The organism is Pseudanabaena sp. FACHB-2040 (assembly GCF_014696715.1).
Classification (GTDB): domain Bacteria; phylum Cyanobacteriota; class Cyanobacteriia; order Phormidesmidales; family Phormidesmidaceae; genus JACVSF01.
The window spans coordinates 88165-102052 of sequence record NZ_JACJQO010000004.1 but is presented as its reverse complement, the minus strand read 5'-3'; the positions used below and the strand labels follow the sequence as shown (position 1 = coordinate 102052).

Genomic DNA, 13888 nt, shown 5'->3' with positions numbered 1-13888 from the left:
CTCTAGATGGATACATACAGTGCTTGGGCGGGTGGTCGCCCTGTTTTGTCGCGCCTGCCCGGGATAAATGATAGCTACACCGGCAACGAGGTCGCTGATTGGCTAACTGACTATCCAGACAGCCTGCTAGTAGGTACCAAGGCCAAGATTGACGACCTGCCGCGCCAGCTCGACCCCGATAACTGCGATGCTGACTGGCTGGACTACCTAGCTCCGTTGTGCGGGTGGCACGGCGAGTACTGGGATAGAGCTTGGCCAGTGACCGCAAAACGTACTCTGCTGCGGAATTCCTACACACTAATCTGGCCTAGCAAGGGTAGCCAGCAGGTGCTGAGCTTTGTACTCACTGCCTTAGGCATCAACCATGTCATCCAACAAGGCCAAAGCTTCATCATCGGCGTAGGCCAAGTGGGCGACCCCCTGGGGTTGGTTGCTTGGGACTACGACATAATCCTGCCTACCTCTTACTACGGCAGGCCCGAGGCCAAACTCACAGAGCGCATTAATGAGTTGTTTGGCCCCTGCTGGTGTAGCAGCGAAATTCTCTACGACGACAAGTACAACATCCTCTACGAGGTTCTAGGGTATCCCTCCGGTAACCCAGAAGCTCCTTTCATCCTCATCAGCACATCCACAGGCGTAGCCATCGAGGTGTAATCCATGACTGAAATTAAATCCAGAGATAACGTAACTCTCAAGAAGCTGGGCGACCTTGACCCCGCTACAGTTGCAGCAGATAACGATCTGCTCCTGATTGAGCAGGGTGGGGTGGGCCGTAGAGTATCTGTCGCTGCTTTAAAAGATGGCCTGGTAACCACAGCCACCGACCAGACAGTCCAAGGTGCTAAAACCTTCAATGGCACGGTCAAATTCACAAACACCTCTCAAGCTATCGAGGTAGATACTGCTGCTGGAACTGCTGGTCGGGTTGATTTTGAATCGGCGGGTAGCCTCCGCTGGAGTTTCAGAAAGTCTGCGGATGCTGAAACCGGCAGTAACTCAGGAGGCAACCTAGCACTCAATCGGTACGCTGATAATGGCGCGCTGATGTCTACGCCGCTCACCGTCAACAGAGCCACAGGCACCATCACCGTCAACAACGGCTTTGTGTCCAACGGCACGATTAGTGTTAGCTCTACTCTGACCGCTCAGAAAATCAACTCTGTTCACACAGGCACAGCTTCGGGTGACCACACTGTAGCGGCTATCCAGAACGCCACAGTGGGCGACAACATCGCAGCTCTGAATGCCAGCTCTTCAAATACCAAGTTCTCTGCCGCGCAGATAACGGGGATGGAAGAGGGACACGGATCACTCAAAATCTCACACGTCAAGCCCGCTGCCGCTGATGGTAACGCCTCGGCCTTAAGCATCGACCTGAAGGGCACAGGTACAGCTGCTAAGGGTATCTTTATGGATGCTACGCAAGGCGGCACAACGGGTGCTCTGCTCGATCTGCGAAATGATGGTATTGCCAGACTGCGGCTTACAGCTACAGGTGCGCTCGTCTTGGCGGATGACTTCAGCGCGGCTGATGCTAGGCTCACCGTCAGGCTCAGCAACGACACCGAAGCTGGGTTGGCAATTCGGGCTAACTCTGCCACTGGCGCTAACCTGATGGAGTTTAGGCGTGCCTCGGATGGTGCTGTGCGCACAAGGGTGGACAGCCAGGGGCAGTTGGTAACTCAGCAGAATGCCTATTTCACAGGCCCTGGCTTACAGGTAGGCAGCACCTCTGCGGCCTATGGTGGTGGCTCAGGCGGCATGATAGGCATCAATAACGCGACCACTCTGCCGACTACCAACCCGGCTGGTGGGTGTGTTGTATATGCGGAGGGCGGCGAACTCAGAACCCGAAGCTCTGCAGGGGTAGTTAACACAGTAGGCGATGCCCGCAGAATACAGGGTGTTGCCGTTCACACCACGACGCCCACCAACGGCCAAGTGCTAGTCTATTCGTCGGCAAACTTGCGCTACGAGCCCAGCACCAACATCTCGACACTGCCTAACAGCACCTTTGTGAACCTGCTTAGGCTTAGCCGCAGGGTTGGGGCGGTAGAGACTCGCTTTGACGATATCGTTACCCGAGCAGGTGCGGCGTTTGAAGAGATTCAGATGGCGGGTAACGGAGCTGTTCGAGCTTACTGGGTCAGACTGCTGGGTGACTCCATCGGAAACGTCGGCAGTGGTGCCGGGTTTGCTGCAGCATGGACTCAGCAGCTTTTTGAACATCTGTGGGCACTGCGGGCTGTGGGTGTCCCTCTGGTGATTCAAACATCTGCAGGTGCCAACACTACCTATGGCGCGTCTGCTGCTGCTGACTTCACGGCTAATAGGCGGATTGTGTTGCCCAACTACGCGGGTAGAACCATCATCGGTACGGGCGCTAATAGCGGGCTCACAACTCGAAGCCTCAATCAGACTGGGGGTGCTGAGACTCATTTGCTCCTGACGGCTGAGATGCCCTCCCACAACCACGGAGTCACTGACCCCGGCCACACGCACGTTGCAGCCGCTGCCAACACAGAGGGGGTTGGTGGTCTTCTACTAGCTAACGTAAACACTGGCTCAGGATCTCAATCTCTCTTCCAGGGTGGTACTAATGCGGGTGTGCCCGTTGCTTCCAGCATTACTGGCATAACAACAAATAACAATGGCTCAGGAACCGCGCACAACAACATGTCACCCTGGGCGGCGCTTCAGTATCAGATTTTTGCGGGATTTGTAGAGGTCTAAAAATGAAGAGCTTCACTTGTGGTAATGGCACTGTGACCATTACCGACGAAAACATAATCCACTGTGTGACACTACCCCGGTTTCTTGAATTAGAGCCGGGATTTGTTTTTGACCCTACAGCCACATTTGAAAGGTGGACTGAGGAAGTCCATTGCATCGTCATTGATGGCAACCAGATAGGTACTGACCTTCCCTCACGAGCTGAATACGTGGCGAAGCTGAGCCAGTACATTCTCGCGGATACGGAACTAGAACAGCAAAAAGGACAAGATGACTAGCATCCTTGGAATAATCGCTGATAGCGCAGCACTGCCGCTGAGTGGAACTCTGGCGGTGAGCCTGCCCGCGCCTGTTATCGATGACACTACTAACCCAGATAGCGTATACACCACAGAGCCCTACAGCTTCACCATCACAAACGGTGTAGTCAACATCAGCCTACCCGCGACCGATATCCAGCAGGTGGCCTACCACTTCGTCTTCACCGAGACTGGGGCGGATAGTCCTCTGCTGGATTTCTACGCCATCGTACCCAGCACAACCCCTGTACAGTTTGGCAGCCTGATTCCGACAGGCATTAGTAGCACCAACCTGGATACGAGTGCGTTGAGGGTAGCTAAGTTAATGGGCTCTGACCCGCAGCTTGGACAGCTTATTAAGCAACCTGCTTGTGTAGCCCTCCAACTAGAGGTACAGGCGACACAGAGAACACTGTTTATCCCTAAGCCGTTTGCCGGGGCGATCTTGGTCAGAGGGTTAAGTGTGTTCAGCACTGCAGGCTATCAAAACTGGGTATTCCGTCTGGGAGTGGTGAATAGCTCAGGTAATGACGAGCAGCTTACTCCAGCTAATACATCCACCACGACACAGAATGGGCGGCGGCGTATTCTGCAAACCTATGACATCACCCGTGCCGCAGGTGTGATGGGTCTTTACATCCAGGCGGTGCCCGAGGCGGGTGCTACGCCTATCACCGCAACTTTAATCGCAAGCTTCACTGAGGTATAGACATGGCAGTAAGACCTACCCTTTCGACGGGCGACCTCTGGGACGAGAACCTGGCCAACTCTGCGGGCCGACCCATCCTTGATGGAAGTGATGAATATGGGCACGGCGATAAAGTTCCAGATGAATGGTTATCTGATGACCCCAGTCAGATTAAATCCCGCTTCTACGGCTGGCGTAATCGTATCCAGGTTACCCAGGGCAGTGGACTCCAAGTAACTTTCACAGGAGCCACCATCCTGCTGCCTACAGGTGCTCGCACCTCTCTATCACCAGGCGCGCTGAATCTACCCAATAACTCCAGCGGCTTCATCTTTGTTAGTCAAACTGGAGCGGTAACCACAGGCAGCAGCCTACCTACTATCTGCTTACCCTTAGCCGCGTACACGACCTCTGGCGGCACAATCACTAACCTTGAGGATTTACGTTATCAGCTCATCGAGGTTGTGCGACCCCAGACCATAGACTTTACCTCCCAATTCAGTGTGGGGGATGTGAAGTGGTCGGCCAGGTTGAACCCTGAGAACGGCTGGCTGCGATGCGATGGTACCTTGTTTGCTCAATCAGCCTACCCCCTGCTGTTTAGCGCTATTGGCACGGCATTTAATATCCCTGGGGACACGGCGGGCTCCTTCCGAGTACCTGATTTACGCGGCAGAGGTGCTATTGGCTCTGGAGCGGGGGATGGGTTGACTAACCGCACCTTGGGTCAGCAGGTCGGGGCTGAGAACCACCGATTAACTGTTGCTGAGTTGCCGAGTCACGGGCACGGCGTCTTAGACTCTGGTCACAGTCATGGCGTCAACGACCCCGGTCATGTTCACGCACTGAACGATCCTGGCCACAGGCACGTAGCAGGTGAGGGTGTTCTTAACCAAGGAACTAATTTCAACGTTGTCGGGGAGGAGATTGTCAGACTTAACGGGCTTGGGCCTCAAGCCTTACACCTGACTGAGGTGAATGGCACAGGGATGAGCGTGGTCAACAACCGCTCAAATATCGGGATTGCTGGTGCAGGTACTGGCATCGCCATCACAGCTCAAGGGGGTAGCGGAGCACACAACAACATGCAGCCCAGCACGGTGCTGAGCGCGTTCATTCGAGCATTTTAAGGAACAACTAAGGAACAGCTATGGAGCATCGAAACGTAGAACTGGTGCCCTCTTCACCAGACCCGGGTATGGTGACTACGGTCATGACCGAGGTGAAGAGTGGTAGCTGGGCCGCTCTGATAACGCTAGCTATTGTCCTGTTTGCGCTATGGCAGGTTGTGCAGCAGATGTCCCAGCCCGCCGCCCTATACTTCCAACGCCTCGCTGACAAACTACAGAGCACAGCCGAGGGAGTTAAACAGGTGAGTGATGGGGTGGATGACCTGGGAGGTGAGCAGAAACAGATTTTGCAGGAAATCCGAGAAGTCAAGGCCCACCTGGATAGGGTGGAAAGGATGCTGGGTAAGTAGAGCTATGCAGCATCCTAACGACTGAAGCGCTGCTGATGCGAGCAAATGGCATCTATCAGGTCTAACCCCAATTCAGTGTACGCACCGTCCGAAATATGCATCTCATCCTGGACACGGCCCCTAGAGTCAACTAGGTAAAACTGGTTATAGGTAATGTTGTTGCACATTGACATGGGAGAGCTAGCTCTCCCGTATAAGCCATTAGGGCTCCAGACGCTAAAGCCACCGTTTACTGAGCCATGTAAGCCACTGGGGTTCCAAATACTGCTCGGATGCCAATCATCACAAGTTACACAGCCGAGAAAAGTACCGTTTTCCGCTTCCAGAGATAGCTCTCCCTGGACTCTTTGTGCCTTTGCTGGGGATGCCGTCACAATCAGTGCAGCAAGTAGAAATGCTGATGAAATCAGGAACCGTTTCATATCGTCTAATCCGTTCTCGTGTATGCCCTTGCCGTATTAGGCAGGCGTGCTCCTATACAAAATTCCCGTATCCATATAGCAGCTAACGCAGAGTACGCTGGTGGAGATCAGCGCGGAACGGTTTTCAGCATATTGGGCCGCTTAGGCTAGTTCTCAAATAACTACTATGGTCTATACGGCAGACACCGTTTTAATCCTCATCGTTCTTGTGGCTAGTAGCTGGGTACTCTAAGGCAGACCGAACACTACTGGGTGTATGAAATCCTTATTCCTAGCCCTAGCCGCCGCGCTCTTTCTCATGATCGTGGCTAAGCCAACAACCGTGACTGGCGCTGCCTGCGATCCTTCCTACCCAGGCGTGTGTATCCCCTCACCACCCCCTGACTTGGACTGCGGCGACATCAGCCACCGTAACTTCCGAGTTGTAGGCTCTGACCCGCATCGGTTCGATGGCGACAAAGATGGCATAGGTTGTGAGACCCGGCGATGAAGCAGAAGACAAAGTTCCGCTGGAAGAAAGTACTGTGGCTAGTCCTGCCATTCGTCATCCCCGTCGCCGGGTTCAAGCTTTACTTAGTGCTGAACCCAGATGCCACTGCGACTGTAAAATGCGTGATCCAAAGGGCTGACGGCGAGCTGATTAAAGAGGCTGGGGCAGATTGTGAGAATCTGGAGCCGGGTGATCAGGCTGTGGTGCTGAAGAAGAGGGACTAGGGCTGTGGTTCGTTGCCCTCTCCTGATTCCGCTGGGGACTCTGGCTCTTTATCATCGCCCTCTAGCTGCGGGTCCGGCGAGTCAGTCAGGCCTAGCTGCTTCTTTAGCGCCTTAGGGATGTTCTTAGCACCCTTAAGGAATTTAGGAGAGGGCCATTGAGTTTTGTCATCCCAAGTAATATCCCTTAGGTCAGCGTCTTCAAATAATGCGTAGAGCAAGTTGGCATCTTTAAACGTCGTGCCAACTAATTTGGCTCCCCTAAAATTAACAAACTGCAGAAGACATCCGTGATAGAAGCCAACCCCGCTAAAGTCAGCCTGTTCACATTCGGATCCGCTGAGATTAGCATTCAAAAAAGTGGCACCTTTGAGGTTAGCCCTATGAAGCTGTGCGCCTTTTAGGGTGGAAACACCAAACTCGGCACCACTTAAATTAGCCTCGCTTAGGTCAGCTCGGTTGAGTTCGGCCAACGAAAACCTGGCATCACTAAGGTCAGTCCTAATCAGATTAGATTTATAGAGATTTGCCCCACGTAAGTCAGCACCATGAAGGTTAGCACCACTAAGATTGCAGCGTATTAAATTGGTTTCAACAAAATTAAGGCTTTGGTTAACTTCTTTTTCCTGGGTAAGTCTTACGATTGCCGTTAATGCAACTTGTATGTCGGACTCACCTCTTAGACGTTTAAAAGTAGTAGAGGACGGATCAAGATAAATCTTTGGCATTATTAACATTAGGGCTTCTATATCCGTATCCTTAATCATCTGTGATATCGGAGGGGGTATAACATATTCGTTTATTCCCCCGCTAGGTTCTTCAGCTTTTAAGGGTGCTCGTTCTCGTATAAATGCTGCTAAAACTTCTATAACTATCCACAGTTTTTCAGGTGAGTCTTTGGCTATTCGCTCTAAGGTGTAGATACCGCCTAATCTGACCTCCACTTGCTTACGATTTCCAAGCATCTCAACGGCTTTACTAAATAGCTCAGTGGCCTGTTTATCCTCAGTAAGCTGAAGGTTTTCTTCAGTAAGCCTAAGGCTACGTAGAGTCAATCCTGTAGTGACGAGAAAGAACAAGCCTCCTAAACCCTGGATAACTGTCTGACGGCTAGCATTCTCAATATCAGCTCTCTCTTTGGCATCAGTAACCCTATTGGGGACTTGCCACATTGGGAGATAGATAACCAGCGCCAGCACCACAAGTGCACCCCCTATGGTCCCTGCCCATGCTAGTTGCTTATGACTAGGAGAGGGTAGATTGCCCCGGATGCTAATAGCTAGGTTGTGGAATCGACGCATGGCAGCTTTGGACGAGAATCCCGTCCATGAGAGTGAACAGGCTCATTCGGGATCAATAAAAATATTTCTACTTGACAGAGGCTTGAATGGGTACGGGGAACCAATAAGAAACACCCAGCAACTACATTCCTACAGGTGAATCCCCATCTTTTGTGATTACTTGACGTAGTTTCTCCGTATCCGCGCTACGTTGAACAAATGACCCGATGAAAGCACCTAGAGTCAGCTTCGCAAACTCAATAAACTCCAGATTCATAAACGACAATACGCAGAATAAGAGCGTTAGCATTGCTGTTGCTAGGGGCAATCCAGAAAAACCAATTTTCTGAAAAGTACCAGTAAAGCCACCTAGGCTACTAAGAATGACATACTGATTAATTGCTTCTTTGTTCGCTTCACGCACCAGTGGCTCAAGCAGTCCTCTGTCCTCATCAGGAATTACACGTGGTGTTGTTTTTCCAGCCACGCCAAGCAGCTGAAGACCGATAAGGGCGAAGAATACAATAAGTATTATTGCTAAGAGCCTGTCTCCATAATGTTGCAAAAACCACATGAATTCAAGCCCCATTTCAGGAGGAGGGATCGGCCTCTCATATCCTATTAAAAATGGTGGCGTTATCATGATGGCAGCTAAGAATGCGCTGAGAAAGAGCATTACATACCCAGTAAACGCAATGAAATTTTTTGATCCCAATTGGGTTCTCGGGGATCTATACACAGGGAGTTCTAATGAATTTCGTTGCTCTTGGGATGTACTTTCTTGGGGCTCTTCAGACCTACTGGGTTCTTGCATAAAACACCTCATCAAAATCTATAGCAAGGCTAGCTGCAATTTGTTGAATGACAATCTTGGTAACAGATTGAGGGTTTGTAAGACAACAAAATTGAGCTACGTAGAGCACTGAGCAAGTTTAGCGCCTTTCGTCTTATTAAAGTAGAGTCTGGTTGACAGCCAACATATCTAAGCTAATTGGCCTACTGGTGTTTGGATGAGGCCATGCTATGAGCACTAGAGATCCTTAGTCAGCACCTTTCTTACGAACACCACACTGCTGGTCTGGACCCAGAAGTCCCTGTCTGGACTCGTGGGAAACCAGGGCAGACCTTCTGGGTCCAGCTCACGGGTGACTGCCTCGACTTTCTGAGCGTGGGTGATAGAGCCCTTGAATAAGTCGCCCTTGCGCCCGCCCAACTGACACAGCCGAGCCTTTAGGACTTTATCTCCGTTGAAGCGGTCAATCAGGTGGTCTATGTGTACGGGCAATCCCTCCTCAATAGCCTGTATAGGACTTACTACAACAGAAGGGGATTCTGTATCGAGGACGGGTTCAGACTTGGCAGAGCCGGTGACACCTAGCTTTGGCCCCCAACGTTTCTTCTTCGGCTTCTCTGTTTGGGGGTGGGGTCTAAGTGGGGTCTGTTTTATAAATTCCTGTAAGTTCTCAACCTGGGCCTCTAGCCTCCTCAGATATTCCATCACGGCCTCCAAGTCAGCAGTCTCCTGCTTAGGCATCAAGTGGCGACCCACAGCTGCGGATACTATGAGATGGCTGAGGCTGATTCCATAACGGGCCGCTACTGCCTCTAGCGCAGCCTTTGTCTCCAGCTGAATGGTTACTTTAATACGGGTTGTGGGTGGGGTCACCTTAACTACCTGGTGTAGTCCAGATCTAGTCCATTGAAAGTGACCCCAGGTATAAAGCCTAAATGAGAGAGGCGCTGAAACGTAGACCGGCTGGCCTTTACAGGAGACGTACGGGTGGGTATCTTGGTAGGCATGAAAGCTGCCTTACAAGCAGGATGTCACTGGTTCGAGTCCAGTACCGCCCATCCAGTCCCCGCAAGGTTTTCAATCAGCACCGATCCGTAGGATGGGCAAAGCGAAGCGTGCCCATCTACAAAGCATAGTTGCAAGTGCGATCGCATCACACCTCCTGGGTATTCCTAATGCTATGGAATACCGTCGCTATTACCAACCTGGGGGCTCGTACTTCTTCACGGTGGTTACTGAACACAGGCAACCTCTGCTGATTGAGCATATTGACCGTCTGCGGGCAGCTTTTCGTTATGGTATGGAGCGATATCCTTTTGTCATTGAAGGAATCGTAATTTTACCTGACCATTTACATACGCTATGGCGTCTACCGGATGGAGATGATGACTTTTCTATTCGGTGGATGGTGATTAAGCGCAAGTTCTCGACGGGGCTTGGAGCGGGTGCTGTCAATGCTTCAAAGCAGAAAAAGCGGGAGAAGGGCATTTGGCAGCGTCGCTTTTGGGAGCATTACATTCGTGATGATGAGGATTGGCGTTGCCACCTGGATTATATTCACTACAATCCGGTTAAGCATGGGTATTGTTTGACGCCTGCTGATTGGCCTTATAGCTCTTTTAAGCGATCAGTTAAGCAGGGCTTGTATGAGGAGGATTGGGGGGCAAGCTTATTACCTGCTCTTTCTCATGCAGATATGGAGTTAGATTAATAAAGAAGCTTAAGGGAAATAATTAAATGCCTTAATTCGTAGGATGGGCAAAGCGAAGCGTGCCCATTCATTTTGCTTGAATGTTTAGGGTTGTAATGGGCACGGGCTTTGCCCTTTGCCCATCTTACCTTGCCTTGAAAAATAAAAATATTTTAATAGTTTTAATTATTGAAGAAAGGAAAGCATAACAGCCCTGAAGAAGCTCCAAATTAAATCCGTCAAGTTACTGGCAAAAACTCTTCTATTAATTGCCTTTGGAAGAAACAACAGTGTGTTCTATCTCTTTCAATATTTGAATAACCTCAGATGCTGAGCCTTCAAAGGCTTTTCTGGCTTCACTTGACTGTTGCTTGATCCAAGATTCCACTTTACCAAGAAGTTTTGCCTTACAAGCTTGTTTATCTCTGCCATTTGGCATTTCCAAGATTTTATCTACCTCTGACTGAAATTGCTGTGGATAGTATTTCTCAAAATCATGCTCACAAAATTGCAAAAAATTATCTTGATTCCATCCACCAGCTTGATAAGTTGCTCGTAGTTTCTCAATTAAACCTTTCTCTTGAGCCCCACCGTCAACAATTACCCAAGCTAAATTTCTGTAGAGGGGTTGTAGGTGTAGGAACACAAATAATTTATTAAAGGAATCAAATTTGCTTTCAATTTCGCTCAATGAACGAGCTGAGAAAGTTCTAAGTCTACCCACTAATTCTTGAGCAAACCAAGGAATTAAATACTCTCTAATGATTTTTTCCGCTGTTGACTCTTCAAGAAATAACCAAGCAGACCAAATATCAAAATCAAAGAAGTCATATCCTAACTCTTCTAGTATTTGCAGGCGCGATTCTGGTGAATCATTGACAGCTTCTACTACTGAAGTAGGGATTCTATTCTCAAAGTTCATTGTTACTCTAAACAGTTTTGATTGTAGTTGTCCCCCAAGGTGTTTCACGACAATGTTTGAGTGAGTTGTGATTATAAATTGATTCGTTTTAGACTTTTCGACAATTAATTTGAGAAGTTTTTTAAGAGCTTTTGGATGAACGTCATTTTCCGGCTCTTCTATTAGAAATAGTTGATTTTCAGCCACACATAAGTCAACTACCAAGCCAACTATATTTGCAATGCCTTCTCCCATTTTATCTAGAGGTACATGTTCAAAATTATTCACCACATAGACGCCTCTTTTCCCATTTGTAGAAGGAACTGCCGTGATTTGAAATCCTAGTATCTCTTGACATGCTTCAACGTATTCTCTATTCGCAGGTAACTGTGAATTGGAAATTCGATCAATTTTTGAATACAAATATTGAAAGTTTCCAGTTATTGAAGAAGCACTTGAGAGGTTTATCGTCTCATCGTAATGGCTAGTCTTTCTTCTTGAGAAATATGGATAAATGAAATTGTCTGGTTCTTGACTTCGAATAGAATATGAGTAAGAAGTCGAAGTAGTAGTATTATCAAATGTTATTTTTTTGTTGGCAGGATTCCTTGCATCTTTATGAGTTGCTAGTATTCTAATGTTGCCAGGCTTATTTAAGGTGATTTGAATAGTCTCGTTGCTGTTGACACTTTGACTAAAATAGTCTTTGGTTACGTCTTCTAACTCTATTATTAAATGAGCTTCCTGTTTAGAGAGCCGAATATCGTCTATTGACACTGGGAAACCTTGCTGAATCCAAGCTATTGATTTGAGCAAGGTTGATTTTCCGGAGTTGTTTGGGCCAATAAACAAATTGATTCTTGAAGATAGTTTGATTTCTGCTTCTGAAAAACTTCTAAAATTGCTTAACTCAATTTTATAAATTCGCACGCTTACTTCAGTTTTAGGCGTTACCAAACATCTAGATTACTTGCAAATCAATTTAAGTGACAGCTTTTATAAAAAAAATTAAGCTTTCAACTTACTCAAATAAAAGTAGAGGAAATACCTCCTCTACTTACAGGATGATACTTCTTAAATTATTTTAATCATTCAATTAGAGGAGGTGTACCTGCTCTGTACAGCATTCACCAGCCTCTCAATCTCCTCATTGCTAAGCTTATCCAGAGTAATAGCCAGCAAATCAAACAAAGGAAAGAACGCTTTAGGATAGCGCCTTACATCCGTTTCCTTATGCTTCCATTTATTAGGTTTAGCCATATCAGATCATTCCCTTCACTTCTTCTAAAAAAATATCCAATATAGAAGCAATCGCTTTAAGCGTTTTTAATTTTGGTTTAGAGGCTCTATTTATATTTCTTTAGTCAGAGCTTTGCCTATCCTACTTTGCTCTTTTGCAAGAGATAGCCCCTTTCGGCCAATTTTGAAGGGGGCTATCTCGCTGGGATGGATTAGCTTTCTAATTCTGCATTAGGGGCGCTTCTCTTAATCAAGACGCTGATGTACTCTCCGGTTGCTCCTATGGGTTGGGGTTGAGTCCAAAAAGTCTTGTCAGCGTAATTCAAAGTAGCAAGTAGCTTTTGCGTTGCGATGATTGCTCCATAGTCTCCGATGAGGATATGCTTAAGCGTTTCCTGGCCTGAGAGAACCGGAATGGAGCGCAGTAATTCAGTTTTGCTAGTGATCATGTTTCTACCTTTTAAAGGAAAACAGGGAGGTCACTAGTAGCCCCTTAAAGGTAGTCGAACAGGGGCACTAGGCTAAAATGAGCCTAGCGCTGCCTTTCTACCATCTCTAGATTGGGAGCGTTAGGGGGATTGAGAGAGTGCAAGTCTCTCTTTCCTCCGTCTAGGCTCTCCCTGCACTTAAAACGGTATCAGAACTGCTCAGTGAGTTCAACCGTAGACGTTAAAAAGGCATTAATAACAGAGCTAACACGCTTGTCGTTTGTATAGATTGCTTCTCTTTGCGCGCAACGACCATTGTGGGCCACTTACTTAAACGCAGACAAGACTTTCAGCAAGTTCAGCTCATAACTCAGCAACTCTAGAAAGAGCGCCTGATGCATTTGCAGTGCGATCGCAACCCTAACTCGTAAAACGGGCAAAGTAACGCCTGCCCATCCTTAAAGCGTCAGCGCAATTGCGATCGCATCACATTTCCTGAGTATTTCTAATGCTATGCAATACCGCCACTATTCCAACCTAAAGGCTCGTAAGTATTCGCTGCCTTTGACTAGGCGAGTTTTGAACGGGTCATCGCACCCGCCTAGTCTAATGGCAGCAGCTAGACCAGATCGGCTAGTTCTTTAAGCCAGTACACAGCCTGGTGTTGAGGGTGAGAGAGCCCAACCTGAGCCGAGAGCACTAGGCTTCGTTCCAAAATTCACCAATTTCCCCAGGCAAATATTCGGCAATTTCAGCAGCCCGCTCTTGAGAAAGCTCCTCTTTAGTCGCTGAAAAAACCGCTTTAATGATGGTCTCTGCATCTGCACCAGGGAGATTAGCTTCCTGACGCAGCCGAACTAGAAAATTCTCAGGCTTGATATCAAGCTGAGGACGCAGCCGGCTGAGAAAATAAACCAGGGGATTCGTATCAGTCCACAGGTCTTCGGCAACATCGGGGGTCTCATCAAGTTCTTCACTGACCCGATCGACTGCTTCGTTGGGCATGACATCGCGCATGCTTCGATATACAACTTCAGCCGCGTGGCGAGCTTCTTTCAAATCCTTTAGATTGCCCTTTGTCTTAATCGTTTCTAGAAATGATTGCTGGGTCGCCATTCTATTTCTCCTTTAATTAGTAGGTTTAAATGCGCGTTAATTGCCTGTAGAAGATTAAAGGATCTGAGCAAGCGAAGGCGTCGCTCAAAGGATAGAAGTGGATTG

General features: G+C 48.4%; 15 protein-coding genes and 1 tRNA gene. 10 read left to right on the top strand and 6 right to left on the bottom strand.

What is annotated here, in order from left to right:
• The first annotated feature begins 6 nt into the window (after positions 1–6).
• The 8 genes from H6G13_RS03585 to H6G13_RS03550 all read left to right on the top strand — a co-directional run bounded on the left by H6G13_RS03585 (position 7) and on the right by H6G13_RS03550 (position 6339).
• On the top strand, positions 7–657 hold the full coding sequence (locus H6G13_RS03585) for a phage tail protein (protein WP_190481806.1): 651 nt from the start codon (positions 7–9) through the stop codon (positions 655–657).
• A 3-nt stretch (positions 658–660) separates the two neighbouring features.
• Complete coding sequence (locus tag H6G13_RS03580; RefSeq protein ID WP_190481805.1) at positions 661–2736, top strand: hypothetical protein; 2076 nt, start codon at positions 661–663, stop codon at positions 2734–2736.
• Positions 2737–2768: 32 nt separating this feature from the next.
• Positions 2769–3014, top strand: coding sequence for a hypothetical protein (locus H6G13_RS03575; protein WP_190481804.1), 246 nt, complete (start codon positions 2769–2771; stop codon positions 3012–3014).
• Complete coding sequence (locus H6G13_RS03570; protein ID WP_190481803.1) at positions 3007–3744, top strand: hypothetical protein; 738 nt, start codon at positions 3007–3009, stop codon at positions 3742–3744. The genes H6G13_RS03575 and H6G13_RS03570 overlap by 8 nt, the downstream gene beginning before the upstream one ends.
• Positions 3745–3746: 2 nt before the next feature.
• On the top strand, positions 3747–4853 hold the full coding sequence (locus tag H6G13_RS03565) for a tail fiber protein (RefSeq protein WP_190481802.1): 1107 nt from the start codon (positions 3747–3749) through the stop codon (positions 4851–4853).
• Positions 4854–4873: 20 nt separating this feature from the next.
• A complete protein-coding gene (locus H6G13_RS03560; RefSeq protein WP_190481801.1) occupies positions 4874–5203 on the top strand; it encodes a hypothetical protein in 330 nt (109 codons plus the stop codon).
• A gap of 678 nt (positions 5204–5881) precedes the next feature.
• A complete protein-coding gene (locus H6G13_RS03555; protein WP_199305723.1) occupies positions 5882–6115 on the top strand; it encodes a hypothetical protein in 234 nt (77 codons plus the stop codon).
• Positions 6112–6339 carry a hypothetical protein gene (locus H6G13_RS03550; protein ID WP_190481800.1) on the top strand — a complete coding sequence of 76 codons (228 nt, stop codon included), beginning with the start codon at positions 6112–6114 and terminating at the stop codon, positions 6337–6339. The genes H6G13_RS03555 and H6G13_RS03550 overlap by 4 nt, the downstream gene beginning before the upstream one ends.
• Here the strand turns inward: H6G13_RS03550 and H6G13_RS03545 are convergent.
• From H6G13_RS03545 to H6G13_RS03535, 3 genes are all read right to left on the bottom strand, one after another.
• Positions 6336–7538, bottom strand: a complete 1203-nt coding sequence (locus H6G13_RS03545) for a pentapeptide repeat-containing protein (RefSeq protein WP_190481799.1) — start codon at positions 7536–7538, stop codon at positions 6336–6338. The two genes, H6G13_RS03550 and H6G13_RS03545, sit on opposite strands and share 4 nt — an antisense overlap.
• 220 nt (positions 7539–7758) lie before the next feature.
• Positions 7759–8331: a hypothetical protein gene (locus H6G13_RS03540; RefSeq protein WP_190481798.1), complete on the bottom strand. Its 573-nt coding sequence runs from the start codon at positions 8329–8331 to the stop codon at positions 7759–7761.
• 315 nt (positions 8332–8646) lie between these two features.
• Complete coding sequence (locus H6G13_RS03535) at positions 8647–9282, bottom strand: hypothetical protein (RefSeq protein ID WP_190481797.1); 636 nt, start codon at positions 9280–9282, stop codon at positions 8647–8649.
• Positions 9283–9393: 111 nt separating this feature from the next.
• Here H6G13_RS03535 and H6G13_RS03530 point away from each other — a divergent pair.
• Both H6G13_RS03530 and H6G13_RS03525 read left to right on the top strand, forming a co-directional pair.
• Positions 9394–9471 (top strand) — tRNA-Val (locus H6G13_RS03530).
• A 118-nt stretch (positions 9472–9589) separates the two neighbouring features.
• Positions 9590–10120, top strand: a complete 531-nt coding sequence (locus tag H6G13_RS03525; protein WP_190481796.1) for a transposase — start codon at positions 9590–9592, stop codon at positions 10118–10120.
• Between the two features lie 244 nt (positions 10121–10364).
• On the opposite strand, the gene H6G13_RS03520 is transcribed toward H6G13_RS03525, so the two are convergent.
• The 3 genes from H6G13_RS03520 to H6G13_RS03510 form a co-directional block, all read right to left on the bottom strand.
• Positions 10365–11957 carry an AAA family ATPase gene (locus tag H6G13_RS03520; RefSeq protein ID WP_190481795.1) on the bottom strand — a complete coding sequence of 531 codons (1593 nt, stop codon included), beginning with the start codon at positions 11955–11957 and terminating at the stop codon, positions 10365–10367.
• 494 nt (positions 11958–12451) lie between these two features.
• Positions 12452–12688 (bottom strand): hypothetical protein, encoded by a 237-nt coding sequence (locus H6G13_RS03515; protein ID WP_190481794.1) that lies wholly within the window; start codon positions 12686–12688, stop codon positions 12452–12454.
• A 678-nt stretch (positions 12689–13366) separates the two neighbouring features.
• On the bottom strand, positions 13367–13783 hold the full coding sequence (locus H6G13_RS03510) for a DUF2267 domain-containing protein (RefSeq protein WP_190481793.1): 417 nt from the start codon (positions 13781–13783) through the stop codon (positions 13367–13369).
• Positions 13784–13888: the final 105 nt, after the last annotated feature.